This window comes from Variovorax multivorans (assembly GCF_051216835.1).
In the GTDB taxonomy this organism is placed as follows: domain Bacteria; phylum Pseudomonadota; class Gammaproteobacteria; order Burkholderiales; family Burkholderiaceae_C; genus Variovorax.
The window spans coordinates 384,962-408,445 of the sequence record NZ_JBPJZL010000002.1; the positions used below are offsets into that span (position 1 = coordinate 384,962).

At 64.0% G+C, this 23,484-nt stretch carries 25 protein-coding genes and 1 pseudogene; 9 read left to right on the forward strand and 17 right to left on the reverse strand.

Annotation, left to right across the window (positions count from 1 at the left end):
* Nucleotides 1-9 precede the first annotated feature (9 nt).
* The 3 genes from ACSFCA_RS05370 to ACSFCA_RS05380 all read left to right on the forward strand — a co-directional run bounded on the left by ACSFCA_RS05370 (nt 10) and on the right by ACSFCA_RS05380 (nt 3,424).
* Nucleotides 10-645: an ABC transporter ATP-binding protein gene (locus ACSFCA_RS05370; RefSeq protein WP_435458863.1), complete on the forward strand. Its 636-nt coding sequence runs from the start codon at nt 10-12 to the stop codon at nt 643-645.
* A gap of 173 nt (nt 646-818) precedes the next feature.
* A complete protein-coding gene (locus tag ACSFCA_RS05375; RefSeq protein WP_258350777.1) occupies nt 819-3,056 on the forward strand; it encodes an NADP-dependent isocitrate dehydrogenase in 2,238 nt (745 codons plus the stop codon).
* On the forward strand, nt 3,056-3,424 hold the full coding sequence (locus ACSFCA_RS05380) for a DUF1161 domain-containing protein (protein WP_435476333.1): 369 nt from the start codon (nt 3,056-3,058) through the stop codon (nt 3,422-3,424). The genes ACSFCA_RS05375 and ACSFCA_RS05380 overlap by 1 nt, the downstream gene beginning before the upstream one ends.
* A 12-nt stretch (nt 3,425-3,436) precedes the next feature.
* Here ACSFCA_RS05380 and ACSFCA_RS05385 read toward each other — a convergent pair whose 3' ends face one another.
* The 6 genes and pseudogenes from ACSFCA_RS05385 to ACSFCA_RS05410 all read right to left on the reverse strand — a co-directional run.
* Nucleotides 3,437-4,309: an alpha/beta hydrolase gene (locus ACSFCA_RS05385; RefSeq protein WP_435458865.1), complete on the reverse strand. Its 873-nt coding sequence runs from the start codon at nt 4,307-4,309 to the stop codon at nt 3,437-3,439.
* A 139-nt stretch (nt 4,310-4,448) separates the two neighbouring features.
* Complete coding sequence (locus ACSFCA_RS05390; protein ID WP_435458866.1) at nt 4,449-5,270, reverse strand: Vgb family protein; 822 nt, start codon at nt 5,268-5,270, stop codon at nt 4,449-4,451.
* Nucleotides 5,267-5,419: a hypothetical protein gene (locus tag ACSFCA_RS05395; RefSeq protein ID WP_435458867.1), complete on the reverse strand. Its 153-nt coding sequence runs from the start codon at nt 5,417-5,419 to the stop codon at nt 5,267-5,269. Before ACSFCA_RS05395 ends, ACSFCA_RS05390 begins: the two co-directional genes overlap by 4 nt.
* 436 nt (nt 5,420-5,855) lie before the next feature.
* Nucleotides 5,856-6,410 (reverse strand): nucleoside 2-deoxyribosyltransferase, encoded by a 555-nt coding sequence (locus ACSFCA_RS05400; protein ID WP_435458868.1) that lies wholly within the window; start codon nt 6,408-6,410, stop codon nt 5,856-5,858.
* A 61-nt stretch (nt 6,411-6,471) separates the two neighbouring features.
* The gene (locus tag ACSFCA_RS05405) at nt 6,472-6,846 is read right to left on the reverse strand and encodes a hypothetical protein (RefSeq protein ID WP_435458869.1); all 375 of its coding nucleotides are present in this window, start codon (nt 6,844-6,846) and stop codon (nt 6,472-6,474) included.
* 147 nt (nt 6,847-6,993) lie between these two features.
* Nucleotides 6,994-7,251 (reverse strand): annotated as a pseudogene (locus ACSFCA_RS05410) (helix-turn-helix domain-containing protein); the annotation flags it as partial.
* 720 nt (nt 7,252-7,971) lie between these two features.
* Here ACSFCA_RS05410 and ACSFCA_RS05415 point away from each other — a divergent pair.
* On the forward strand, nt 7,972-8,331 hold the full coding sequence (locus ACSFCA_RS05415) for an Atu4866 domain-containing protein (RefSeq protein WP_435458870.1): 360 nt from the start codon (nt 7,972-7,974) through the stop codon (nt 8,329-8,331).
* A 162-nt stretch (nt 8,332-8,493) separates the two neighbouring features.
* Nucleotides 8,494-9,252: an SDR family oxidoreductase gene (locus tag ACSFCA_RS05420; protein ID WP_258350787.1), complete on the forward strand. Its 759-nt coding sequence runs from the start codon at nt 8,494-8,496 to the stop codon at nt 9,250-9,252.
* 4 nt (nt 9,253-9,256) lie between these two features.
* Here the strand turns inward: ACSFCA_RS05420 and cynS are convergent, their stop codons facing one another.
* The 7 genes from cynS to ACSFCA_RS05455 form a co-directional block, all read right to left on the reverse strand.
* Complete coding sequence (gene cynS, locus ACSFCA_RS05425; RefSeq protein WP_093018895.1) at nt 9,257-9,700, reverse strand: cyanase; 444 nt, start codon at nt 9,698-9,700, stop codon at nt 9,257-9,259.
* A 40-nt stretch (nt 9,701-9,740) separates the two neighbouring features.
* Entirely contained in the window at nt 9,741-10,583 is an 843-nt protein-coding gene (locus ACSFCA_RS05430; protein ID WP_435458871.1) for an ABC transporter ATP-binding protein, read from the reverse strand.
* A 31-nt stretch (nt 10,584-10,614) separates the two neighbouring features.
* Nucleotides 10,615-11,484 carry a nitrate ABC transporter permease gene (gene ntrB, locus ACSFCA_RS05435; protein ID WP_435458872.1) on the reverse strand — a complete coding sequence of 290 codons (870 nt, stop codon included), beginning with the start codon at nt 11,482-11,484 and terminating at the stop codon, nt 10,615-10,617.
* Nucleotides 11,485-11,487: 3 nt separating this feature from the next.
* Complete coding sequence (locus tag ACSFCA_RS05440; RefSeq protein WP_435459056.1) at nt 11,488-12,771, reverse strand: CmpA/NrtA family ABC transporter substrate-binding protein; 1,284 nt, start codon at nt 12,769-12,771, stop codon at nt 11,488-11,490.
* A 219-nt stretch (nt 12,772-12,990) separates the two neighbouring features.
* On the reverse strand, nt 12,991-13,659 hold the full coding sequence (locus tag ACSFCA_RS05445) for a response regulator transcription factor (protein ID WP_258350791.1): 669 nt from the start codon (nt 13,657-13,659) through the stop codon (nt 12,991-12,993).
* Nucleotides 13,660-13,968: 309 nt separating this feature from the next.
* Entirely contained in the window at nt 13,969-15,147 is a 1,179-nt protein-coding gene (locus ACSFCA_RS05450; RefSeq protein ID WP_435458873.1) for a sensor histidine kinase, read from the reverse strand.
* Between the two features lie 162 nt (nt 15,148-15,309).
* Nucleotides 15,310-15,732 (reverse strand): nuclear transport factor 2 family protein, encoded by a 423-nt coding sequence (locus ACSFCA_RS05455; RefSeq protein ID WP_435458874.1) that lies wholly within the window; start codon nt 15,730-15,732, stop codon nt 15,310-15,312.
* Nucleotides 15,733-15,818: 86 nt separating this feature from the next.
* On the opposite strand from ACSFCA_RS05455, the gene ACSFCA_RS05460 reads away from it, so the two are divergent.
* Complete coding sequence (locus tag ACSFCA_RS05460; RefSeq protein WP_435458875.1) at nt 15,819-16,430, forward strand: TetR/AcrR family transcriptional regulator; 612 nt, start codon at nt 15,819-15,821, stop codon at nt 16,428-16,430.
* On the opposite strand, the gene ACSFCA_RS05465 is transcribed toward ACSFCA_RS05460, so the two are convergent.
* Nucleotides 16,408-18,069, reverse strand: coding sequence for an L-lactate permease (locus ACSFCA_RS05465; RefSeq protein ID WP_435458876.1), 1,662 nt, complete (start codon nt 18,067-18,069; stop codon nt 16,408-16,410). The genes ACSFCA_RS05460 and ACSFCA_RS05465 overlap by 23 nt on opposite strands.
* Nucleotides 18,070-18,187: 118 nt before the next feature.
* On the opposite strand from ACSFCA_RS05465, the gene ACSFCA_RS05470 reads away from it, so the two are divergent.
* The 3 genes from ACSFCA_RS05470 (at nt 18,188) to ACSFCA_RS05480 (ending at nt 21,820) form a co-directional block, all read left to right on the forward strand.
* On the forward strand, nt 18,188-19,072 hold the full coding sequence (locus ACSFCA_RS05470) for a LysR substrate-binding domain-containing protein (RefSeq protein ID WP_435458877.1): 885 nt from the start codon (nt 18,188-18,190) through the stop codon (nt 19,070-19,072).
* Nucleotides 19,073-19,195: 123 nt separating this feature from the next.
* A complete protein-coding gene (locus ACSFCA_RS05475) occupies nt 19,196-20,353 on the forward strand; it encodes an alpha-hydroxy acid oxidase (RefSeq protein WP_258350797.1) in 1,158 nt (385 codons plus the stop codon).
* Between the two features lie 132 nt (nt 20,354-20,485).
* A complete protein-coding gene (locus ACSFCA_RS05480; protein WP_258350798.1) occupies nt 20,486-21,820 on the forward strand; it encodes an MFS family transporter in 1,335 nt (444 codons plus the stop codon).
* 13 nt (nt 21,821-21,833) lie between these two features.
* Here the strand turns inward: ACSFCA_RS05480 and ACSFCA_RS05485 are convergent, their stop codons facing one another.
* The 3 genes from ACSFCA_RS05485 to ACSFCA_RS05495 all read right to left on the reverse strand — a co-directional run bounded on the left by ACSFCA_RS05485 (nt 21,834) and on the right by ACSFCA_RS05495 (nt 23,483).
* On the reverse strand, nt 21,834-22,274 hold the full coding sequence (locus tag ACSFCA_RS05485) for a helix-turn-helix domain-containing protein (protein ID WP_258350799.1): 441 nt from the start codon (nt 22,272-22,274) through the stop codon (nt 21,834-21,836).
* Between the two features lie 73 nt (nt 22,275-22,347).
* Nucleotides 22,348-22,677 (reverse strand): L-rhamnose mutarotase, encoded by a 330-nt coding sequence (locus ACSFCA_RS05490; RefSeq protein ID WP_435458878.1) that lies wholly within the window; start codon nt 22,675-22,677, stop codon nt 22,348-22,350.
* Between the two features lie 29 nt (nt 22,678-22,706).
* Complete coding sequence (locus ACSFCA_RS05495) at nt 22,707-23,483, reverse strand: SDR family oxidoreductase (RefSeq protein WP_435458879.1); 777 nt, start codon at nt 23,481-23,483, stop codon at nt 22,707-22,709.
* Nucleotide 23,484: the final 1 nt, after the last annotated feature.

The following is a 23,484-nucleotide window of genomic DNA, read 5'->3' on the forward strand; positions in this document are numbered from 1 at the left end:
GCTCCGACCATGAATCTCTCTTCTGCTCCCCTCCTCCGGATCGATGCGCTGCGCTTTGCCTACCCTGACCAGCCTGCGCTGGTGTCGAACTGGAACGCATCCATCGGCCCGGGCATCACGCTGATTTTTGGCGACACGGGCACCGGCAAATCGGCGCTGCTCCAGGTGATCGCGGGCACGCTGCCCGCCGCCGGGCGGCTGACGGTGGCGGGGGCGAGCCTCGATGCCGCGCCCGAGGCGTATCGCCGCCAGGTGTTCTTCGTCGATCCGGTGACCGACCGCTTCGACCAGCTCACCGCACGCGAATGCACGACCTCGCTCGTCGAGGGCGACGCTGGCTTCAGCGAAGCGAAGTGGCAGGCCATTGCCGACGGCTTTGCGCTCGCCCCGCATCTGGACAAGAAGATGTTCATGCTCTCGACAGGCTCGAAGCGCAAGGTGTGGATGGCGGCCGGGCTTGCATCGGGCCGCCCGCTCATCCTGCTCGACGAGCCGACGGCCGGGCTCGATGCACCGTCGACCCGCTGCCTGTGGGCCACGCTCACCGGCTTTGCGGCGCAGTCGAAACAGGCGGTCATCGTGGCCAGCGCGGCGCGTGTCGACACGGTGCCGCTCGCGGGCACCGTCGAGCTGCCGCTGGGCTGAAGCCGGCCGCCCGGCGCCTTAAAACGCCCGCCGAAGGGGGTCATCGGGCCCCGTCTGGCCGAACCCGGCCCCAGCCGGGCGACAATCGGGGATTCCGGCGAAAACACCCCTATCCCTCTTTCCGCCGGAAGTTCCAGCCAACCCGACAACCCAGGATCTACGGAAGCAAGCGCATGAGCTCGAAGCAACCCACCATCGTCTACACCCTCACCGACGAGGCGCCCCTCCTGGCGACCTACGCGTTTCTGCCCATCATCCGCGCCTTCACCAACCCGGCCGGCATCAACGTAGCCACCAGCGACATCTCCGTGGCGGCCCGCATCCTGGGCGAATTCCCCGAATTCCTGAGCGACGACCAGAAGGTGTCCGACAACCTGGCCGAACTGGGCAAGCTCACGCTCAAGCCCGAGGCCAACATCATCAAGCTGCCCAACATCAGCGCCTCGGTGTCCCAGCTCAAGTCGGCTATCAAGGAACTGCAGGGCAAGGGCTACAAGATCCCCGACTACCCGGAGAACCCGACTTCGGACGAGGACAAGGACATCCGCGCGCGCTACAACAAGTGCACCGGCAGCGCGGTGAACCCGGTGCTGCGCGAAGGCAACTCCGACCGCCGCGCGCCCAAGGCCGTCAAGGAATACGCACGCAAGAACCCGCACAGCATGGCCGACTGGAGCCAGGCCTCGCGCTCGCACGTCTCGCACATGCACGGCGGCGACTTCTACCATGGCGAAAAGTCCATGACGCTGGACCGCGCGCGCAACGTCAAGATGGAGCTGATCACCAGGAGCGGCAAGACCATCGTGCTCAAGCCCAAGGTCGCGCTGCTGGACCGCGAGGTCATCGATTCCATGTTCATGAGCAAGAAGGCACTGCTGGCCTTCTATGAAAAGGAGATCGAGGACGCGCACAAGACCGGCGTCATGTTCTCGCTGCACGTCAAGGCCACCATGATGAAGGTCTCGCACCCCATCGTGTTCGGCCACTGCGTGAAGATCTTCTACAAGGAAGCCTTCGAGAAACACGGCAAGCTGTTCGACGAGCTGGGCATCAACGTCAACAACGGCATGATCGATCTCTACAACAAGATCGCCACTCTGCCCCAGAGCACGCAGGACGAGATCAAGCGCGACCTGCACGCCTGCCACGAGGGCCGCCCCGAGCTGGCCATGGTCGACTCGGCCAAGGGCATCACCAACTTCCACTCGCCCAACGACGTGATCGTGGACGCCTCGATGCCCGCGATGATCCGCAACGGCGGCAAGATGTGGGGCGCCGACGGCCGCCTGAAGGACGTGAAGGCCGTGATGCCCGAATCGACCTTCGCCCGCATCTACCAGGAGATCATCAACTTCTGCAAGTGGCACGGCGCCTTCGACCCCAAGACCATGGGCACGGTGCCCAACGTGGGCCTCATGGCCCAGAAGGCCGAGGAATACGGCTCGCACGACAAGACCTTCGAGATCCCGGAGGACGGCGTCGCCAACATCACCGACCTGGACAGCGGCGAAGTGCTGATGAGCGAGAACGTGGAGCAAGGCGACATCTGGCGCATGTGCCAGGTCAAGGACGCCGCGATCCGCGACTGGGTCAAGCTGGCCGTTACCCGTGCGCGCAACTCGGGCATGCCGGTGGTGTTCTGGCTGGACGCCTACCGCCCGCACGAGGCGCAGCTGATCACCAAGGTCAAGATGTACCTGCACGAGCACAACACCTCGGGCCTGGACATCCAGATCATGAGCCAGGTGCGCGCCATGCGCTACACGCTGGAGCGCGTCGTGCGCGGCCTGGACACCATCAGCGCCACCGGCAACATCCTGCGCGACTACCTGACCGACCTGTTCCCCATCATGGAACTGGGTACCTCGGCCAAGATGCTGTCGATCGTGCCGCTGATGGCCGGCGGCGGCCTGTACGAGACCGGCGCGGGCGGCTCGGCCCCCAAGCATGTGCAGCAGCTGGTGGAAGAAAACCACCTGCGCTGGGACTCGCTGGGCGAATTCCTCGCGCTGGCCGTGAGCCTGGAAGACCTGGGCCTGAAGACCGGCAACAAGAAAGCCGCCATCCTGGCCAAGACGCTCGACACCGCCACCGGCAAGCTGCTCGACAACAACAAGAACCCGTCGCCCAAGACCGGCCAGCTCGACAACCGCGGCAGCCAGTTCTACCTGGCCATGTACTGGGCGCAGGAACTCGCCGCGCAAACGGACGACAAGGAACTGCAGGCCCAGTTCGTGAAGCTGGCCGGCACGCTTGCCAGCAACGAGCAGAAGATCGTCGACGAACTCTCGGCCGTGCAGGGCAAGCCGGTGGACATCGGCGGCTACTACCTGGCGGACCCCGCCAAGTTCGAAGCCGTGATGCGCCCGAGCGCCACGCTCAACGCGGCGCTGGCGTCGGCCCAGGGCTGATGGGTATCGAGCGGGTGGCAGCCGTGAAGCCCTGGCTCGCAATGCTTCCCGCCGCGCTGGCCCTGGCTGGCGCGGCGGGCACTGCGCACGGGGCCGAAGACTGCGAAGCCCTGCGCACCCGCGTCGAATCGAAGATCGCCGCGGCCGGCGTGGCGCGCTTCACCGTCACCGTCGTCGATGCCAACGCATCGGCGAGCGGCCAGGTGGTGGGCAGCTGCGAGCTCGGCAGCAAGAAGGTCGTGTACCTGAAGGACGCCGGGACCGGCCCGGGCTCGGCTCCGGCGGTCCCGCCTACATCGTCGGGCGAACCGATCCTCACCGAATGCAAGGACGGCACCGTGTCCGTCGGCGGCGACTGCAGGAAGTAGATGGGGCAGCGCTCAGCGCTTCCCCACCACCCGCGCAATCCACGCCAGCAACACCGCCTCGACTTCCTCACGATTGACCTCATTCAGCGTCTCGTGACGCGCGCCACCGAACACGTGGCATGACACATCGCGCAGCCCCGCCTCGCGGTAGCGCTGCACCAGCGGATAGAACCACTCGGCCTTGTTGCTGACCGGGTCCTCATCACCGATGAAGAGATAGAGCGGTAGTTCGGGCCGAATGTGCTTCTGCATCGCGGCAGACGTCAGGTCGGCAAGATTCGCGAACATCGAACCCAGCCCCTCGGCCGACACTGTGAACCCGCACAGCGGATCGGCAATGTAGGCATCGACCTGCGCCGGATCGCGGCTGAGCCAGTCGAAGGGCGTGCGAACCTCGGGCAACGCCGCGTTCATGTCTTCCAGCTTGAAGCCTGACTGCAAGGCTGCACCCAGCAGGTCGAGCGCCGAAGTGCCCGAGAGCACCGCACCCGCCAGCAGCGCACTGTGCTTGACGAGGTAGTACTGCGTAGCGAACGAGCCCATGCTGTGGCCCACAAGAATCAGCGGCAGCCCGGGATGCACACCGCGCACGTGGTGGCTCAGCAGCGCCATGTCGTCCACCAGCCCGTCGAACGCGCGCGGTCCGAACTCGCCCAGTTCGCCGCGCTCTGAAGCGCCCTTGCCATGGCCGCGGTGCTCGTTCGCATAGACCACGTAGCCGGCCTGCACCAGCGCATCCGCCAGATGCCGGTAGCGCAGCGAATGCTCGCCCATGCCGTGCGCCAGCTGGATGACGGCCCGCTGCGTCGCGCCCTGCCAGCGATGGACCTCCACCGTGACACCATCGTTGGCGGTCAGTTCGAAGTGCGTCTCGGTGGTTGGCATGCAGGGCTCCGGTGAAAATGGGCTGTCATCCTATGGCGTGCCGATTGCGCCCGGCATCAGGGCTTTCCTGCTCGTTCTCGTTTGCACTCCATGGCCGCTCGCAAGTTGAAAGCGGCGACCTCAAGGCATCCTGCCCCAGTCAGGATCGGCGAACCCTGAACACCGCATTGGCGCCCCACGTCGCAACCATCAGGTGCCCGTCGGGCGCCTGCGTCAGCCCCACCGGGCTGGACAGCCCGTCAGACACGATGCTGCGACGCCCTTGGGTGTCGATTCGGCTAACGGTGCTACCACCGTAGTCCACCACATATACCGCATCGTCGGCCGCACGCACGATGCCGGGGCCGGGGCTACGCAGGTCGGCGTTCACCGTGCGGGCTTGGCGATCCGAGCGCACGAGCGAGATGCCCCCTGCGATGTTGCTGACCATCAGATCGCCGTTGGCCAGTTCAACCGCACCCACCGGTGTTTGCAAGCCCTCGGCGGCGACCTCGATGCGCCCCTCCGGATTGGCAGCCAGGATCTGGTTCGTACGCCGATTGGCGATCAGCAGGCGTCCACGCGCGTCGAAGGACAGACCGGCCGGAGTCGCAAGCCCACGCACGAAGACCGCTTTCTTGCCTTCAGGGGTGAATCGCCACACCAGATCATCGTTGTACGACGCGACGAAGATGTCTCCAGTCCGAGAGATTGCCAAGCCCGAGGGGCCACTGAGCCCACTGGCCAAGGTACTGCGCTCGCCCGACGGCGAGAAGCGCAACACCGTACCAGCCGACCAGTTCGCCACGTACAGTTGGCCCGCGCGGTCATAGCCTGTGCCCACCGGCGAACTCAAGCCATCGTGAATCGGCTGCGACTCCAGTCTCCAAGCCGCTGGACTTGCCAACTGAGCACGGGCAATCGTCAAGGCGGCGGTTGCGCATAGAACGGCAGGACCACCGAGCAACATGCGGCGCTTCATGCAGATACTCCTTCGGCTTGCGTCTGCACGATGACCTCAACGATTTCCTCACGCGTGAAGCCCACGTTGAGCGCGGCGGTGACGGCAATCCCGCGCCGCTTCGCGAGCCCTTTGCGGCAGCGGTCCGATGGGAGATGAATGTTTGGCACGGGGTTTCCTTTCAGTTGGCGTGGATGCGGCCTGAAGGGAAGCCTCGATCGTCCGGCGGCGTCCGGATGCCGTTGCGCTCCCCTCACCGCGAAGCTTGGCGAAGGCCTGCGTCTGCCCTATGGGCATGCAGTTCCCACGCAAGCGCGGCAGGAATCCGATCCAGTCCATGTCCGAGACCGCACAACGACGCTAACCACCAGGGGCCCTCGTCACCGGCGCTATCGGGCCCGTCCGCTCGCGGCAGGGCAGCGTGTGCGTACCCAGACCAGTTCGCTGCGTGACCTCGGCAATGGTTGGATGGGATGCCATGGAAACGATGCTAAAAGTTGGAGCGCGCTCTAAGTCAAGAGCGGGCAGCAAAATCGCGAATCCGGCTTTCTGGTTGGTCGAGGCGGCAGACGTTGCGGATGCCTTGCTCGGAACAACGCGACGCTGTCACCGGGTAGCGAGCAATTGGGCCATCTTCTTCAGCGCCGCTTCCGGCGTCGGCTCGATGTGGATCGAGCAGGCCAGCATCAGGTTCAGCGGTTGGCCGAAGTCTTCGACCGCGATGCCGGTGCCGCTTTCGCGCAGCACGTCGTTCGCGTCGACCTCGCATCGCAAAGCCACACGCGCGCGATCTGCGTAGCTGCCCTCGGGCACGCCGTAGGCCACCACCGGAATCCCCAGCGCGATCGCCGCGCCGACTTCGAACACCGTGCCGGAATCGGGCTCCATGCCTCTGAAGCACTGGAGGTTGGCAACGACACCGTCTGCACTGCGAAGGCGCTGCATGTTGGCTTGGTAGATCTGCTTTTCCGGGGCGTCGGGGGTTTGCTCCTCGTTGCCGTCGGCGGGCAGTAGTGCTGCGAGGCCCAGCGATTCACAAGTTGCTGCGAGTCTGACGAAATGGTTTCTTGCATCTGGACGAAAGACATCGGGGCCAGCCAGATAAATCCACGGACGCATCGAAGTTTCAAGAGATTCATTCATCAACAGAGCATCTTTCATTTTTATGCTCAGCTCAATATGAGCTAAATAGTATGAATCAAGTTTGCCAATCGCGACTACCTCATTCGTCTGGAAACTTCAAGTTGAAGAGCTTCTTGAGTACTTTTTCGATTACATCCCGGTAGTCCTGGATGTCCGCATCCGAAATTGGGATCGTAGCTCTCTGGTGAACTAGATTGTTCCGCAGATCGTAGTAGTGCCCAACCTTCGCAAGAAGAACCTTGGGGAATTTCACATGGACTGAAACCTCCTTAACCACTTCCGTTCGATTCCCAAAAAGCTGACCAAGTTTTACATTGTTGTACTTATAAGAAGGGAATAAATCTTTACGATGAACAATGAATTCTTTCAGCGCAATTTCAAAATTGCTATCCAACAAAATAAGCGAAACACGATTTTTTGTTTCGAATTTCTGACGTCCAATAACCTCGACCATTCCTATGGCTTCAACTAAGCCCAGTGTGTTGAATTCCGCCGATCTCTGACCCTAGATTTCCATTGAATACTGACCCACCCGCTTTGTGAGCTTGAAGGCTTCACGGTGTGGATAAGTGCTTGGTGTTCTCCTTTTTAGGTTGAGTGTGTGGATCTGCCGCAGATTGCGCCGCTGTTTCCGCGATTTGGTGGCCTCGATCGCGAGCCAGGTCGCGAGCTTCTCGGCATAGGGATCGAGCTTGCTCGAGCCCGTCCGCTTGGCGTAGCGCGGCATTTCTTCGCCGCCTCGCAGGTACTTCTTTACGGTGTTGCGAGACAGGCCTGTACGCCTGGCTATCTCGCGGATGGACATCTGCTCGCGCAGGGCCCAACGTCTGATGACACTCAATGTCGCCACGTCTATCACTCCTAGGATCCCCTGCTTTAAAAAACAGCAGGGTAGGGTTTTACGTGGGTCAGTCTTAGACGGAAATTACTGCGCTAGCTGGGTCAATTTTCGACGGTAAACAACACCTCAAGATGAGAGCCTCGCAAGAATTACCCAAACACCTCCAACTGCCAGTGAAGTCAACGGATTTATCGCATTTCGCTCAGAAAATTTTCGCCCCATCAACCGTTCAACACTGCTTTCAATGACTATTTCGGTCAATTATTTTTAAGCACTACGCGGCAAACCTAACTATCGTAAGCCCTGCATTCCGAAATTGGCCCTAGTGATTTACCTCAATCAAGATACCTACCTCACTTTGTCTCACGCCGACATTTGGACGTGCCAACTCAAGATCATTGATGGCCTCAACGCCGATGCTCACTTCGAGCGAGGCCAACGGCGTCAGGGCGGCATTGCGTAATGCGGCAAGTCCGCGCTTGGGCCTGTCCTCTTGCCGCTAGTGGGAAGACCGAGATTCGGGGCGCGACGCACCTCGCACCTCTTTAGGCCTCGAAGAGTGCTTTGCCAACACTGAGCCTCAACAGCGAATCAGTGCCATAGGCAGCGCTACCGTCCTCTTGTACAGAACTCCAACCACCGGGGAATCAGGCAAGAAACTCGCATAAAGCGACTACCGCCCCGCCCGCGCCTTTTTCAAGAATGGACGCTCCCTCCATTCACGAACCAAGGCGCACCATGAACACCGCACATCGCACCGGCGCACTCACCGCGCTCTCGCTGTCCCTCGCCATGGCCTCCGGGCCTTCGCAGGCCCAGTCGCAACGCCCCAGGCTGCTCGAAGACCCGAACCGCTACGTGGGCATGTGGGTGACACAAGACGGCCATATCCGCCACGAACTGCTTCCAAACGGCCGTTACGACGAAGCCCGCGGCACGCGCCAAAGCGCCTACCAGGGCCGCTACACGCTCACCGGCAATCACATCGACTACGTCGACGACACCGGCTTCACGGCCGACGGCGAGTTCCGCAACGGCGTGCTGTACCACGCGGGCATGGTGCTCTACCGCGAAAGCAAAAGCACTATGCGGCGCTGAGCGGCAACCGGATCGGCCTCGCGTTTTGCAGGATCAGGCAAAAACCACGTTCGATTCGGATACCACCTCAGGCACCTCGGAAGCGAAACTTCTTTCCATGCCCGGCTCACGCTCCTTTCTGTGTGAGCCCCACGGCAACCAGACCAGCACGAGGAGTTCTCCATGACCGCAATCCAGGAAAAAGTCGTTCTCATCACCGGCGCGAGCAGCGGCATCGGCGAAGCGACCGCGCGGCTGCTTGCGCGGCGCGGCGCCAAGGTGGTGCTCGGTGCGCGCCGCACCGACAGGCTCGCGGCACTCGTGGCCGAGATCGAGGCCACGGGCGGCACGGCGAGCTTTCAGCGGCTCGACGTGACGCACCGGCCCGACGTGGAAGCCTTTGCCGAGTTCGCCCTCGAAACGCATGAGCAGATCGACGTGCTGGTCAACGCCGCGGGCGTGATGCCGATGTCGCCGCTGTGGAACCGCAAGATCGAGGAGTGGGAACTCATGATCGACGTGAACCTGCGCGGCGTGCTGCTCGGCATCGCAGCCGTGCTGCCGACGATGCAGGAGCAGGGCTGGGGCCACATCGTGAACGTGGCGCCTGTGGCGATGCAGGGCGTGTCGCCCAACTCGGCCGTGTACCACGGCACGCAGTACGCGGTGAACGCGATCTCCGAAGGGCTGCGGCAGGAGCACGCCGGCCGTCTGCACGTGACGGTGGTGAGCCCCGACGTGCACGGCCCAAGCGATCCGCTGGCTGAACGCATCGCGGCCAGCTACGCCCGCGAACGCATGCGCACGAACCGGCGCCTTGCAGTGCCGGTGGATGCGGTGGCCCGGTCGATTGCCGGGGCCATCGAGGGCTACGGCATCACGGCCGGAACGATGCGGCCGCCCGGCAGGCAGAAGCCGCATCCCTCCGTGTACGTTCAGTAGTAATTCAATAGGTCTTGTAGGGCAGGAACTTGCCCGACAGCACCACGTTGACGCGGTCGCCCTTCGGGTCGGCCTGGCGCTGGATGTCCATGCTGAAGTCGATGGCGCTCATGATGCCGTCGCCGAACTCTTCATGGATCAGCTCCTTGATGGTGGTGCCGTACACACTCACCACCTCGTACCAGCGGTAGATGAGCGGATCGGTCGGCACGGGCGTGGGCAGCGAGCCCTTGTAGGGCACCACCTGCAGCCACTTCTGCTCTTCGACGGTAAGGCCGAAGATCTTGCCGATGATCTTGGCCTGCTTGTCGTCGAGCGTCATCTGGCCGAGGCAGGCGGCGGTGGTCCATTCTTTCGAGAGACCGACCTTCCTGGCCACGTCGGCCCACTGGATGCCCTTGCTCACCTTGACGGTGATGATCTTCTCGGTGACGTCGTTGCGGTTCATGCGGGTTTGCTCCTGATTGGATTGAAGAAAAGCGGAAGGCTCACGACGCCTTCGCGCGCGTGACGAGAAAGTCGACGATGTGATTGCGCAGCGCGTAGTAGCCGTCGAGGTGGTGCAGAGAGGCACGCGTGCGCTCGCGCGGCAGCGGGTTGACCACCGTCTCGACGATGTTCCCCGCGCGGTAGCCGCCCTGCGGCAGGTCGGCGCCATTGGTCATCAGCAGGATGCGGTCGGCCAGCAGGATGGCCTCGTCCACGTCGTGCGTGATCATGAAGACGGTCTGCTGCGTCTGCCGCACGATGGCCATCAATTCATCTTGAATGGTGCCGCGCGTGAGCGCATCGAGCGCGCCGAAGGGCTCGTCGAGCAGCAACATCTTGGGCTGGATGGCAAAGGCGCGCGCAATGCCCACGCGCTGCTTCATGCCGCCCGAAAGCTGCGATGGCTTCTTGTCGATGGCTGCCTGCAGGCCGACCATGGCCACGAAGCGCTCCACCTGCGCATCGACCTGCGCGGCCGACCAGTCGGGCCAGCGCGAGACCACGGCGAACGCGATGTTCTTGCGCACGGTGAGCCACGGCATGAGCGCATGGCTCTGGAACACCACGCCGCGCTCCAGGCTGGGGCCCGCCACCTCTCGCCCATCCATGAAGACGTGGCCCGCGCTGGCCTGGTCGAGGCCCGCCAGCACGTTGAGGATGGTGGTCTTGCCGCAGCCCGAGTGGCCGATGATGCAGACGAATTCGCCACGGTCGAGCGTGAACGACACGTCCGCGAACACGGGCCGCGCGGGCACGAAGGCCTTGGCCAGCCCTTCGATGCGCAGGAAGCCGCGGGCGCCCGGCGCCTCGGCGATGGCAGTGGATGCAACGGGTTCGGTCATGACTTCGCCTTGAGTCGGAAGATCGGTGCGCTCACTCCACATACGTCACCTTCCGCTGCAGGCCCGCAAAGGCCTGGTCGAGCAGCATGCCCACGACGCCGATCAGCAAGATCGCGAAGATCACGTTGGTGAGCGACAGGTTGTTCCACTCGTTCCACACGAAGTAGCCGATGCCCGTGCCGCCCACCAGCATCTCGGCCGCCACGATGACAAGCCACGCAATGCTCATGCTGATGCGCATGCCCGTGAGGATGGTCGGCGCTGCCGCCGGCAAGATCACACGGAACGCGCGGCGCAGCGGCTTCACCTCGAGCGTGCTGGCCACGTTGAGCCATTCGCGCTTGACCGAGGCCACGCCGAAGGCCGTGTTCAGCAGCATCGGCCACACCGAGCAGATGAAGATCACGAAGATGCCGCTGACCGACGAGTCCTTGATGGTGTAGAGCGCCAGCGGCATCCACGCCAGCGGCGAGATCGGCTTGAGCACCTGGATGAACGGATCGAAGGCCTTGTGCAGCAGCGGCGACATGCCGATGACGAAGCCCAGCGGCACCGCAACCAGGCACGCCAGCGCAAACCCCAGACCCACGCGCGCCAGCGAATAGGCCAGCTGGATGGCAATGCCCTTGTCGTTGGGGCCGTTGTCGTAGAACGGATTCGACAGGTGCTTCCACGCGGTGGCGCCCATCTCGGCCGGCGTGGGAAAGCCCGAGCTCTTCACCTGGCCCTGCGTCGGATCCTTGCCGAGCATCTTCTGGTATTCGATCTGCTCGGCTGTCATGCCAGTCGCGGCGGAGGCACCGGTAGTCGGCGCGGTAGCCAGCTGCCACACGCCGACCAGCAGCAGGAACATCAGCAGCGACACCAGCGCCGCCTTGAGCGAGAGGGCCTTCTTCGGCATGGCTCAGGCCATCTTCGCAATGGCGAAGCTCTTGACGTAGTCGTCTGGCTTCGCGGGGTCGAACACCTTGCCCATGATGGTGAACTTGGGGTAGGCGCCATCGGGCACGGCCTGGCCCAGGTCCTTCATGCGCTTCTTCGCGTCGGTGAGCAGGAAGACCTTCTCGGCGATCTGCTTGTAGTTGATGTCGCCCTTCACGTAGCCCCAGCGCTTCATCTGCGTGAGCATCCACACGGCCATCGACTGCCAGGGGATAGGGTCGAAGTCGGCGCGGTCGGGCACGGTGCGGATGTTGCCCAGCCCGTCGGCAAACTTGCCGGTGAGCACCTGCATGAGCACGGTCTCGGGCTGGTTCAGGTACTGCGCGGGCGCGATCACCTTCGCGATGAGCTCGCGGTTCTTCGGGTCGCGCGCCATGGCCGATGCGGTGAGCACCGAGCGCACCAGCGCGGCGAAGGTGTTGGGGTTCTTCTCGATGAACTCGGTCGAGGAGCCGAAGGCGCAGCACGGGTGGCCGTTCCACAGCTCTTTGGTGAGCAGGTGGATGAAGCCGATTTCCTCGAACACGGCGCGCTGGTTGAACGGATCGGGGCCGAGGTAGCCGTCGATGTTGCCGGCGCGCAGGTTGGCCACCATCTCGGGCGGCGGCACCACGCGGATCTGGATGTCGGTGTCGGGGTTCAGGCCCGCTTCCGCCACGTAGTAGCGCAGCAGGAAGTTGTGCATGCTGTACTCGAAGGGCACGGCGAACTTCATGCCCTTCCAGGTCTTGGGGTCGCGCCTGTCCTTGTGCTTGTTGGCCAGGGTGATGGCCTGGCCGTTGGTGTTCTGGATGGTCGCGACGTTCATGGGCACCGCGTTGGAGCCCGCGCCCATCGAAATGGCCAGCGGCATGGGCGACAGGAAGTGCGTGGCGTCGTACTCCTTGTTGAGCATCTTGTCGCGGATGAGCGCCCAGCCCGCCGTCTTCACCACCTCCACGTCGAGGCCCTGCTTCTGATAGAAGCCCAGCGGGTGGGCCATGATGAGCGGCGTAGCGCAGGTGATGGGAATGAAGCCGATCTTGAGCTTGGTCTTCTCCAGCGGCGCCTTCTCCTGCGCCATGGCCTGCAGCGCGCCGAGCGGAAACACCGAGGCGATGGCGGCGCGCGCGGTGTTGGCGCCCACGGCGCGCAGGAAGCCGCGCCGCACGCTGTCGACGGGGAACAGCGCCTTCATGAGACTGGCTTCGAGCTTGTCTTCTGGCAGCACACCCGCGCCGTGCACGCGCCCGCAGGCGCAGCGCATGTTCAGTGGCCGGTCGGCATCGTAGGGATCGCAGGCGGTCGGTTCGAGCGGGCTGGACATGGTGGTGCACCTCGTTGGAAAGATGCAGCAGCCGTTGCAAGCGCCGGGCCGGAAATGCCCCGTTTGCGGCCGTCCGGCGCGGTGCGGCTTCAGATCGTGCCGCCGATGTCGAGGCCTTGTAGGGCTGGCACTACAAGCCGGTGCACGCCGGCCGTGTTTTCAGCCAGTCGCACCCTGCTTGCCGTGGCGTTCGGCATACAGGGCGAGTTCCACGTCGTTCTTGGTGCCGGTCTTTTCGAGGATGCGTGCGCGGTAGGTGCTCACGGTGTTGGGCGCCAGGCCCAGCTGTGCACCGATTTCGCTCACGCTGTGCCCGGCGCTGAGCAGGCGGTACACCTGATGCTCGCGGTGCGAGAGCATCTCGGCGCCCTGCCCTGCGCCACGGCCCACGGCAGTGGCCAGCGCCTCGGCCGTGGCCGCCGACACGTACAACCCACCGGCCGCTACCTTGCGCACCGCACCGACCATGTCGTCGGAATCGGCGCTCTTGTTGAGGTAGCCCGAGGCGCCTAGCTTGATGCAGCGCACGGCGTACTGCTTCTCGGGGTAGGTGCTGAGCATCAGCACCGGGAGCGTGGGCCACTGCTTGCGCAGGGCCTGCAGCACGTCGAGGCCGTCGCGGCCCGGGAGCGCGATGTCGAGCAGGACCACGTCGAGTCCTTCCTGGCCTCCGAGCGCCTGTACCGCCTCCAGCACTTCTTGGCCGGTCTGCGCTTCGGCTCGTACGGTCATGGTAGGGAGACCGTTGGAGACATCGCCGAGCATCTGCTTGAGGCCCTCTCGCACGATGCGGTGGTCGTCGGCTATCAGTACGCGGATGTCGGTCATCTCATTGGTCCGTGCTTGTTCTTCTTGTTCGGGGTGCGTGCGAATGACACCGGGTACTCCCCTCCGCGAATGTCCCCCGGCCTGCGGCCTCCTCCTTTATTTCGCTGCGGGGAGCACCCGATGCCATTCGCACATGGACGCGGCTGTAGTGCCGGCCGATCAACCGTTGCGCTGAACGATCACGTCGATGGGGTGCCTTGCGCAGCGAAATAAAGGAGGAGGCCGAAGGCCGGGGGACATTCGCGGAGCAAGGTACCCCATCGGCGTGATCGCGCCCCGAACCAACGCAGCAAATCGAAAGACAGGGCTTCATGGCAGCGGCAGGTGCAAGCAGAAGGTGCTGCCCTCCCCCACACGACTTTCGATATCTATGCGCCCGCCGAAGTGGCGCGCACGCTCACGCATGCCGAGCACACCGTAGGAAGTGGCCGCCTCGAAGGCCTGCGCTGGTGCGCCGACGCCGTCATCACGCACGCTGATGCCCAACTGCCCTTGTTCGACACCGATGCGAATGTCGAGGCTGTGCGCCCGCGCATGCCGGCCGACGTTGCTCAGCATCTCCTGGAAGATACGGAACACTGCAATAGCCGCAGGCTCGGGCAGCTCCACGCCGGGCGGCACGTCGAAGCGCCAATCCAGTTCGAGCTCCGCCGCCTGCACGAACTCGTGCGCCTGCCATTCGAGCGCGGCCCACAGACCCTGGTGGTCGAGGATGCTGGGACGCAGGTCGGTGATGATGCGCCCCACGTTGTCTACCGCGCGTTCGATGAGCTGGCTCATGTTCGTGCACTTGCAGCGCATCTGGTCGCGCATGGCTTGTGCCGCGTCGGGCGTGCGCTCCTGCTGTTCGCCCAAGCGCTTGCCGATCCAGTTGACGTCCATCTTCAGCGCCACCAGCAGGCTTCCGAGCTCGTCGTGCACCTCGCGCGCGATGCGGGTGCGTTCGTCCTCGCGCACCTTGTCGAGCCAGGCAGATAGTTCACGCAGCTGCACCAGCGCGTCGCTGAGTTCGCGGGTGCGCTCCTGCACGCGCAGGCCGAGTTCGTCCTTTGCCTGCTGCAATGCTTCAGCTTGGCGGCGACGCTCGGTGATGTCGACGAAGGTAATGACGGCGCCGCGCACCTGCGCGCCGTCCATGATGGGGTGGCTCGAATACTCGACTGCGAAGGCGGTGCCGTCGCGGCGCCAGAACACCTCGGTGTCGATGCGGCACGGCAGGCCGCGTCTGAAGGCGTTGAAGATGGGGCAGTCGGTGTCGGCGTAGTGCGAGCCGTCGGGGTGCGAGTGGTGTGTGAGCTCGTGCATGTTCGAGCCGAGCACGTCGCGCACCTCGTGGCCGAGCATCTGCGCGCCTGCCCGGTTGATGAACATGCAATGACCGTCGAGGTCGATGCCGAAGATGCCCTCGCCCGTCGACTCCAGCAGCAGGCCAAGCTGGTGCTGCCAGAGCGGGTGGCTGGCGGTGGGGTTCAGTACGGGCGTCTCCATGCACCAAAAGCAAGCAACAGCCGTGCCTGGGGGTCTTGCTCCCTCTCCCCTTGGGGAGAGGGTTGGGGTGAGGGTGCGTCGGCGATGGATGGAGCGCGACGATGTCGAGGCTGCTGCCCTCACCCTAGCCCTCTCCCCAAGGGGAGAGGGAACAATACGGGGTCAACGGGTCCAATGGAACTTGCGCTCCGCCTCCTTGATGGGCTGGTCGTTGATGCTCGCAAAGCGCCTTTGCATCAGGCCGTTCTCCGCGAACTCCCAGTTCTCGTTGCCGTGGCTGCGATACCACTGGCCCGCATCGTCGTGCCATTCGTACTCGAAGCGCACCGCGATGCGGTTGTCCATGAAAGCCCACAGCTGCTTCTTCAGCCGGTAGTCGAGCTCGCGCACCCACTTGCGCGACAGGAACTCGACCACCTGCTCGCGGCCATTGACGAACTCCGCGCGATTGCGCCATTCGGTGTCGGGCGTGTAGGCCAGGCTCACACGCACGGGGTCGCGCGAGTTCCAGGCGTCTTCGGCGGCCTGGACTTTCTTCGTGGCCGATTCGAGGGTGAAGGGCGGCAGCGGCGGGCGGGATTCCATGAGGGTCTTTCGTTGAAGTGGTGAAGGGGAATGCGCCGCAATGTGCCACACGTAGACAGACCTGTCTACATGCCTACAATCGCGGCATGGACATCTCCGCCATCTCTGCGCTCCCCGCACGCGAGCGCATCCTGCTCACCGCGCACGACCTCTTCTATGCCGACGGCATTCGCGCCACCGGCATCGACCGCGTCATTGCCGCGTCGGGCGTCACCAAGGTCACCTTCTATCGGCACTTTCCTTCGAAGGACGATCTGGTGCGTGCCTTTCTCGACCACCGGCACGGACGATGGATGGCATGGTTCATCGATGCGCTGGGCCGGCGCGGCGCGCAACAGCGCATCGGCGATGCGCAGGCGCTGGAGATGCTGGCCGATGTGATGGCCGAGTGGTTTGCCGACCCGGTGTTCCGCGGCTGCGCGTTCATCAACTCGGTGGTGGAAGTGGGCACGAGCGTGGCCGGCGCCAGCGACATCGCGCGCGAGCACAAGCGCGAGATGGTCGAGGTAATTGCGGGCCTCATGCCCGACGGACCACAGCGCATGGCGATTGCGCAAGCGGCTGCGCTGGGTGTCGACGGCGCGATCGTCAAGGCGCAGATGGGCAACGCCGCACTCGCGCGCGAAGCGGTCGACGACCTGCGCCGCTTGCTTCAGGCGCTGACAGCCACGCTCGTCACTTCACGACCATCAGCGTGAACGGCCACACATAAGCCTGCAAGGTCACGTAGAAGCCCACGAGGCAGGCCAGCGCGATGGAGTGGAAGAACACGTAGCGAAGGATCTCGCCTTCATGGTTGAACCAGCGCGTGGCGGTGGAGGCCACCACGATCGACTGCGCATCGATCATCTTGCCCATCACGCCGCCCGAACTGTTGGCCGCGCCCATCAGGTTCGGGCTCAGGCCCAGCTGGTCGGCCGCCACTTTCTGCATGCCGCCGAAGAGCACATTCGACGCAGTATCGGAGCCCGTGAGCGCCACGCCCAGCCAGCCCATCAGCGTGCCGAAGAAGGGATAGAACACGCCGGTGTTGGCAAAGGCCAGGCCCAGTGTGGTGTCCAGCCCCGAGTAGCGCGTGAGCGTGCCCAGCGCGAGCATCAGCATGATGGTGAGCAGCGAGAACTTCACCAGCCACAGCGTGCGGCCATAGGCGGCCACGAGCTGGATCGGGTTGTACTTCATCACCAGCCCACCCACGACGGCCGACAACAGGATGCCGGTGCCCGTGGCCGAGAGCAGCAGCAACTGGTACACCGCGCCTTCCTTCGTCGGCTTGGGCACCACCGGCGCCACCTTCTCGATCATGTTGTGCAGCCCGTCGATGGGAAAGTTGGGCGCGAAGATGCCGTTGAGCCAGGTCTTCACCACCGGCAGGCCCCAGATGAACACGAACACGGTGAGGATGAGCCACGGCGTCCAGGCGCGAATCACGGCAGCGCTCGAATGCTTCGCGGGCGCAACGGCCGGGCCGGCCTCGCCACCGTCGGTTTCGTGCCCCTTGAGCGACACCGAGGTCCAGATCTTCTTCGGCTTCCACACGCGCAGGAACAGCACCAGGCACACCATCGACACGATGGCCGCGATGATGTCCACCAGTTCGGGCCCGATGTAGTTCGACACCAGGAACTGCGGAATCGCGAAGGACACGCCCGTCACCAGGATGGCCGGCCACACCTCAGCCATTCCCTTGCGCCCGGCGAAGGCCCAGATGAGCCAGAACGGCACCAGCAGCGAGAAGAACGGCAGCTGCCGCCCGATCATTGCGGTGACCGCCATCAGGTCGTAGCCGTGCACCTTGGCCAGCGTGATGACCGGCGTGCCCAGCGCGCCGAAGGCCACCGGCGCCGTGTTGGCGATGAGCGAGAGTCCCGATGCCGCAAGCGGCGAGAAGCCAAGTCCGATGAGGATGGCGGCCGTAACCGCCACCGGCGTGCCGAAGCCCGCCGCACCTTCGAAGAAGGCGCCGAAGGCAAAGGCGATGAGCAGCAGCTGCAGGCGCCTGTCTTCTGTGATGCCGGCAATCGAGTCCTGCAGTATCTGGAAGCTGCCGTTCTGCTGCGTGAGCTGCTGCAGGAAGATGATGTTCAGCACGATCCAGCCGATGGGCAGCAGGCCGGTGATGCCGCCCAGAAAGGCCGCCTTGCCCGCCATGTCGGCCGGCATGCCGAACGCGAACACCGCGATGACTACCGCACTCAGCAGGCCGAGCCCCGCCGCGTAGTGCGCCTTGACGTGAAGCAACCCCAGGCACACCAGCATCACCACCACCGGTATCGCGGCCAGTGCCGTCGATACGATCATGTTGCCGAACGGGTTGTAAACCTGTTGCCAGACCATGCGCTTGTCCTCGTTGTTGGAATCTTTTTGAGTCGGCAACACGAGGCGGGAATGGTCCTGCCACGAGCGGCCGAAAGCGTTCGCTACCATCCTAACCCGCTCCCCTCGCCAGCAAAAGATGGTTTCTCCGCGTCTCCCCTCGACCCAGGGCCTGCAGGCCTTCGAGGCCGTTGCACGCCTGCGCAGCGTGAACCTCGCCGCCGAAGAGCTCAGCGTGACGCCCAGCGCGGTGAGCCACCGCATCCGCCAGCTCGAACTGCTGCTGGGCCTGAAGTTCTTCGTGGGTAGCGATTTCAGCCTCAGCGCCGACGGCATGGCCTACCTGGCGCGCGTGCGCGAGGCCATTGCGGCGCTGCAGCAGGTGCCGGGCCGCGAGCCCGAGTCGCAGGTGCGGCGGCTGCGCGTGGCGGTCACGCCGACCTTCTCGCGGCAGATGCTGCTGCCGCGGCTCGCGCGGTTTCGCGACGCGTACCCGAACATCGAGCTGATGCTGCAGGTGACCACGCCGGTGCGCAACATCACGGTCGAAGAAGCCGACATCGAACTGCGCTTCGGCACCGGGCCCTTTCACGACCGCGAGTTCTTCCAACTGCTGGCCGACGAGGTCTCGCCGGTGTGCAGCCCCGCCTACCTGAAGCGCCACGGCCCATTCGAGGGCTTTGCCACCGATGCCGAGGTGTCGCGCGCGCAACTGCTGCGCACGCCGCTGGAGTCGTGGCGCACCTGGTTCAAGGCCTGCGGCGTGGGCCTGCCCGAGCCGGCCACGGGGCACCAGTTCAACGACCTCGGGCTGGCGCTCGACGCGGCCGCTGAAGATTTCGGCGTGGTGCTGATGCACCTGCGGCTGGGCAGCGCCTGGCTCGACAACGGGCGACTGGTGCGGCTGTCGCCGCGCAGCGTGCCCTCGCCGAACGCCTACTTCCTGTGCTGGCGGCCCGGTGCCATGGAACGCTGGGAGTGCGCGACCTTCGTCGAGTGGCTGCGCGAGGCCCTGCGCGAGTGAAGCGGTCGATCTGAATTTTTTTCAGTTGCGAGCCCGGCTTTTTTCAGATGGCGCGCCGGGGCGCCTGCCGATAATGGCCGGTTCGCCTTCGTCAACCCACAAGAACCAGCCAGGAGACAGCCCGTGTCCGACCTTTCCAAGATCACCAGCATCGAAGACCTGCGGGTGATCGCCAAGCGGCGTGTGCCGAAGATGTTCTACGACTACGCCGACTCCGGCGCCTGGACCGAGGGCACCTACCGCTCCAACGAGAGCGACTTCCAGAAGATCAAGCTGCGCCAGCGCGTGGCCGTGAACATGGAAGGCCGCTCCACCCGCACCACCATGGTTGGCCAGGAGGCTGCAATGCCCGTGGCCATTGCGCCCACCGGGCTCACCGGCATGCAACACGCCGACGGCGAAATTCTTGGGGCCCGCGCGGCCAAGGCCTTCGGCATTCCGTTCACGCTGTCGACCATGAGCATCTGCTCGCTCGAAGACATTGCCGAAGGCACCGACCGGCACCCCTTCTGGTTCCAGCTCTACGTGATGAAGGACCGCGATTTCATCGAGCGCCTGATCGAGCGCGCCAAGGCCGCCAACGTCACGGCCCTGCAGCTCACGCTCGACCTGCAGATCCTTGGCCAACGCCACAAGGACATCAAGAACGGCCTTACGGCGCCGCCCAAACCCACCATCAAAAACCTGATCAACCTCGCGACCAAGCCGCGCTGGTGCATGGGCATGCTGGGCACCAAGCGCCGCACCTTCGGCAATATCGCGGGCCACGCCAAGGGCGTGAAAGACCTGTCGTCGCTGTCCTCGTGGACCGCCGAGCAGTTCGACCCCGCGCTGAGCTGGGCCGACGTCGAATGGATCAAGAAGCTCTGGGGCGGCAAGCTCATCCTCAAGGGCATCATGGATGTGGAAGACGCGCGCCTTGCAGCCTCGAGCGGCGCCGATGCGCTCATCGTGTCGAACCACGGCGGCCGGCAGCTCGACGGCGCGCCATCGTCCATCGCGGCGCTGCCCGCCATCGTCGACGCGGTGGGCACCGAGATCGAGGTGTGGATGGACGGCGGCATCCGCAGCGGGCAAGACGTGCTCAAGGCCCGCGCGCTGGGTGCACGCGGCACCATGATCGGCCGCAGCTTCCTGTATGGCCTGGGCGCCTACGGGCAAGAGGGCGTGACGCGCGCGCTGCAGCTCATTCACAAGGAGCTCGACATCACGATGGCCTTCTGCGGCCGCACGAACATCGATGAGGTCGATTCGAGCATCCTGCTGCCCGGTACGTTCTAGGCTTGCCTGAGGGCCTTCCGAAGGCCACTTCGGGGGTAGGCCGATGCGGCGTTGACCGACACGCCGCAGCCCCCTGCCGGCGCAGAATGTTTTGGCAACAACAACATTGCCTGCACGGCACAAGAAGGCACCATGAGCGCAGTCACGCCTGTTCCGGGAGGCCCAGCGGCCTCTGCTTCGCCACCCCCGCACTACACGGCCGAAGAAAAGCGCCATCGCGTCTTCGCGATCATGGCGGCCTCTTCCGGCAACCTGGTCGAGTGGTTCGACTTCTATGTGTATGCGTTCTCGGCGCTGTACTTCGCGCCGGCCTTCTTTCCCAAATCGGACCCTACTGCGCAGTTGCTGAACACCGCTGGCGTGTTCGCGGCCGGCTTCCTGATGCGGCCCATCGGCGGCTGGCTCTTCGGCCGCGTGGCCGACCGGCTGGGGCGCAAGACGTCGATGCTGATCTCGGTGACGATGATGTGCGCCGGCTCGCTCGTCATCGCGTGCCTGCCGACCTATGCGCAGATCGGCGCGTGGGCGCCCTTCCTGCTGCTGATCTGCCGCCTGTTCCAAGGGCTGTCGGTTGGCGGCGAATACGGCACCACCGCCACCTACATGAGCGAGGTGGCACTGCGCGGCCAGCGCGGCTTCTTCTCGTCGTTCCAGTACGTCACGCTGATCGGCGGGCAGCTGCTCGCGGTGCTGGTGATCGTGGTGCTCGAACAGCTGCTGACCGAGGCCGAACTCAAGGCCTGGGGCTGGCGTGTTCCGTTCGTCATCGGCGCCATCGCAGCGGTTGTCGCGCTGCTGCTGCGCCGCACGCTGCATGAAACGCAAACCGACGAAGCGAAGAAGAACAAGGAGGCCGGCAGCATGGCCGGCCTGTTCAGGCACCACACGCCCGCCTTCCTCACGGTGTTGGGCTACACGGCCGGCGGCTCGCTGATCTTCTATACCTTCACCACGTACATGCAGAAGTACCTGGTGAACACGGTGCACCTGCCCATCAAGACCGCGAGCTATGTGATGACCGGGGCGCTGTTCGCCTACATGTGCATGCAGCCGGTGTTCGGCGCGCTGTCTGACCGCATCGGGCGGCGCAACAACATGCTGCTGTTCGGCGGACTGGGGGCACTGACGACCGTGCCCATCCTTACCGCACTGCAGCACACGACGAGCCCGGTGATGGCCTTCGTGCTGATCATTGTGGCGCTGGCCATCGTGAGCTTCTACACGTCGATCAGCGGGATCGTGAAGGCGGAGATGTTCCCGCCCGAGGTGCGGGCCCTGGGCGTAGGTCTGGCCTATGCCGTGGCCAACGCGATCTTCGGTGGATCGGCGGAATACGTGGCGCTGGGGCTCAAGTCACTGGGACATGAGTCGGCGTTCTTCTGGTACGTGAGCGCGATGATGGTGATCGCGTTCCTGGTGAGCTTGCGCCTGCCGAGGCAAGCGAGCTACCTTCATCACGATCACTGACGGCTATTCGCGGCTACTCGGCTTCCAGCCGCTGCACCACTTCGTGCTTGCTCAGCCCGCGCACCGCAGCAAGGTTCTCGAGTTGCGCGGCCCTGGGCCGGGCCTTGCCCTGTTCCCAGTGGTAGATCGTCTGGCCCGACACACCCACCAGCTTTCCATAAGACGCGGCAGAAATACCCAGCTTCGTACGATGCGCAGCCAGGCGCCCGGCACTGAACCGGCGCTTGGTTCCGCCTTCATCCGACTCGTCGGGTTCGCTGGCGCGTGCACTGCGGGCCGTGCCTTTGGCAACGTTGCGCAGTTCCTTCTCCAGCGAACTCACCTGGCGGCGCAATGCCGCTATGGCCGCGCGGTGATGAACCGATGCCTTCTTGAGGGTTTCCATTTCTGCGCGAACTTCCTTGCGGGCGACGCGCGAGATTTCAGATTTAAGGATGGATGCAATGTTTGGCATGCCGGCATTGTGCCCAGCAAATGTAAACACGGGACAAGAATGTCAAATCTTGGATCAAATTTGAATCTTTTGATTACAAAGCGAAGATCCGCGTCATTGCGACCCACTTCTCCCCTTCAGGCGTCCAGGGCGTGGGCGCCTGGAACTTCCACATCAGGTCTTCCCACTCCCTGATCTTTGGGTTGTTCTGCGTGGCAAGCGCCATGGCATCGGCGTCGTAGCGTGCATCGTCCGTTTCCATCAGCATCACCATCCGCGTGCCGAGCCGGTAGATCTCCATGCCCGTTATGCCGTGCGCATTCAGGTGCTCGCGCACCTCGAGCCAGATGCTGCGGTGATAAGCCTCGTACTCGGCGATCAGCGCGGGGTCGTCTTTCAAATCGAGGGCCAGGAAATGGCGCATGGCTTGTTCCGATCAAAGCAGGGAATCAATCAGGTCAGCGCCCGGTCCAGATGCGTATAGCCGCCGTCCACGAAAACCCATTGCCCCGTGGTGTGCGAGGCGCGCTCCGAGAGCAGGAACACGACACTGTCCGCAACCTCCTGCGGCGTCGTCATGCGGCGGCCGAGCGGAATCTTGTCTGTGATCTCCGCGAGCTTGCGATCGGGCTCGTCGAACGCGGAAATCCAGCGCTGGTACAGCGGCGTCATCACCTCGGCCGGAATCACCGCGTTCACGCGAACGCCGTCTTCCAGCAACGAAGCGGCCCATTCGCGCGTCAGCGACAGTTGCCCGCCCTTGGCCGCGGTGTAGCCGCTGGTGTTGCCCTGCCCCGTTATCGCTGTCTTCGACGAGATGTTGACGATAGCGCCACGGCTGGCCTTCAAGTGCGGCAGGCAGTAGTGCGCCATCACGTAGCAATGAATGAGGTTGCGTTCGAGTGAACGTACGAAGGCCTCGCGTCCCGCCTCCAGCCCCACGCTGTCGTTCACGCCTGCGTTGTTGACCAGGCCATCGATGCGGCCGAACTCGGCGGCGGTATCGGCAATGGCCTTCGCGCAGGCGGCCTCTTCCATCAGCTCGAACTGGAAGAACCGCGCACGCGGCTGCAATGCAAGCAATGCTTCTTCAAAAGGCGCTTCGAGCGGGTTCTTCCCGCAGATCACGGGCACCGCACCCTCCTGCGCCAGCGTCATCGAAATGGCCGCACCAATGCCGCTGCCGCCGCCGGTAACGATCACCACCTTGTCTTTCAGATTCAGGTCCATG

Coding starts and splice junctions, on each gene's coding strand:
- cynS (WP_093018895.1), bottom strand. CDS start 9,700: ATGAACCGCAACGACGTCACCGAGAAGATCATCACCGTCAAGGTGAGC.
- ACSFCA_RS05460 (WP_435458875.1), top strand. CDS start 15,819: ATGGACATCTCCGCCATCTCTGCGCTCCCCGCACGCGAGCGCATCCTG.
- ACSFCA_RS05430 (WP_435458871.1), bottom strand. CDS start 10,583: ATGACCGAACCCGTTGCATCCACTGCCATCGCCGAGGCGCCGGGCGCC.
- ACSFCA_RS05480 (WP_258350798.1), top strand. CDS start 20,486: ATGAGCGCAGTCACGCCTGTTCCGGGAGGCCCAGCGGCCTCTGCTTCG.
- ACSFCA_RS05375 (WP_258350777.1), top strand. CDS start 819: ATGAGCTCGAAGCAACCCACCATCGTCTACACCCTCACCGACGAGGCG.
- ACSFCA_RS05370 (WP_435458863.1), top strand. CDS start 10: ATGAATCTCTCTTCTGCTCCCCTCCTCCGGATCGATGCGCTGCGCTTT.
- ACSFCA_RS05465 (WP_435458876.1), bottom strand. CDS start 18,069: ATGGTCTGGCAACAGGTTTACAACCCGTTCGGCAACATGATCGTATCG.
- ACSFCA_RS05495 (WP_435458879.1), bottom strand. CDS start 23,483: ATGGACCTGAATCTGAAAGACAAGGTGGTGATCGTTACCGGCGGCGGC.
- ntrB (WP_435458872.1), bottom strand. CDS start 11,484: ATGCCGAAGAAGGCCCTCTCGCTCAAGGCGGCGCTGGTGTCGCTGCTG.
- ACSFCA_RS05380 (WP_435476333.1), top strand. CDS start 3,056: ATGGGTATCGAGCGGGTGGCAGCCGTGAAGCCCTGGCTCGCAATGCTT.
- ACSFCA_RS05455 (WP_435458874.1), bottom strand. CDS start 15,732: ATGGAATCCCGCCCGCCGCTGCCGCCCTTCACCCTCGAATCGGCCACG.
- ACSFCA_RS05440 (WP_435459056.1), bottom strand. CDS start 12,771: ATGCGCTGCGCCTGCGGGCGCGTGCACGGCGCGGGTGTGCTGCCAGAA.
- ACSFCA_RS05400 (WP_435458868.1), bottom strand. CDS start 6,410: ATGAAAGATGCTCTGTTGATGAATGAATCTCTTGAAACTTCGATGCGT.
- ACSFCA_RS05450 (WP_435458873.1), bottom strand. CDS start 15,147: ATGGAGACGCCCGTACTGAACCCCACCGCCAGCCACCCGCTCTGGCAG.
- ACSFCA_RS05445 (WP_258350791.1), bottom strand. CDS start 13,659: ATGACCGACATCCGCGTACTGATAGCCGACGACCACCGCATCGTGCGA.
- ACSFCA_RS05415 (WP_435458870.1), top strand. CDS start 7,972: ATGAACACCGCACATCGCACCGGCGCACTCACCGCGCTCTCGCTGTCC.
- ACSFCA_RS05385 (WP_435458865.1), bottom strand. CDS start 4,309: ATGCCAACCACCGAGACGCACTTCGAACTGACCGCCAACGATGGTGTC.
- ACSFCA_RS05420 (WP_258350787.1), top strand. CDS start 8,494: ATGACCGCAATCCAGGAAAAAGTCGTTCTCATCACCGGCGCGAGCAGC.
- ACSFCA_RS05405 (WP_435458869.1), bottom strand. CDS start 6,846: ATGGTCGAGGTTATTGGACGTCAGAAATTCGAAACAAAAAATCGTGTT.
- ACSFCA_RS05470 (WP_435458877.1), top strand. CDS start 18,188: ATGGTTTCTCCGCGTCTCCCCTCGACCCAGGGCCTGCAGGCCTTCGAG.
- ACSFCA_RS05485 (WP_258350799.1), bottom strand. CDS start 22,274: ATGCCAAACATTGCATCCATCCTTAAATCTGAAATCTCGCGCGTCGCC.
- ACSFCA_RS05390 (WP_435458866.1), bottom strand. CDS start 5,270: ATGAAGCGCCGCATGTTGCTCGGTGGTCCTGCCGTTCTATGCGCAACC.
- ACSFCA_RS05490 (WP_435458878.1), bottom strand. CDS start 22,677: ATGCGCCATTTCCTGGCCCTCGATTTGAAAGACGACCCCGCGCTGATC.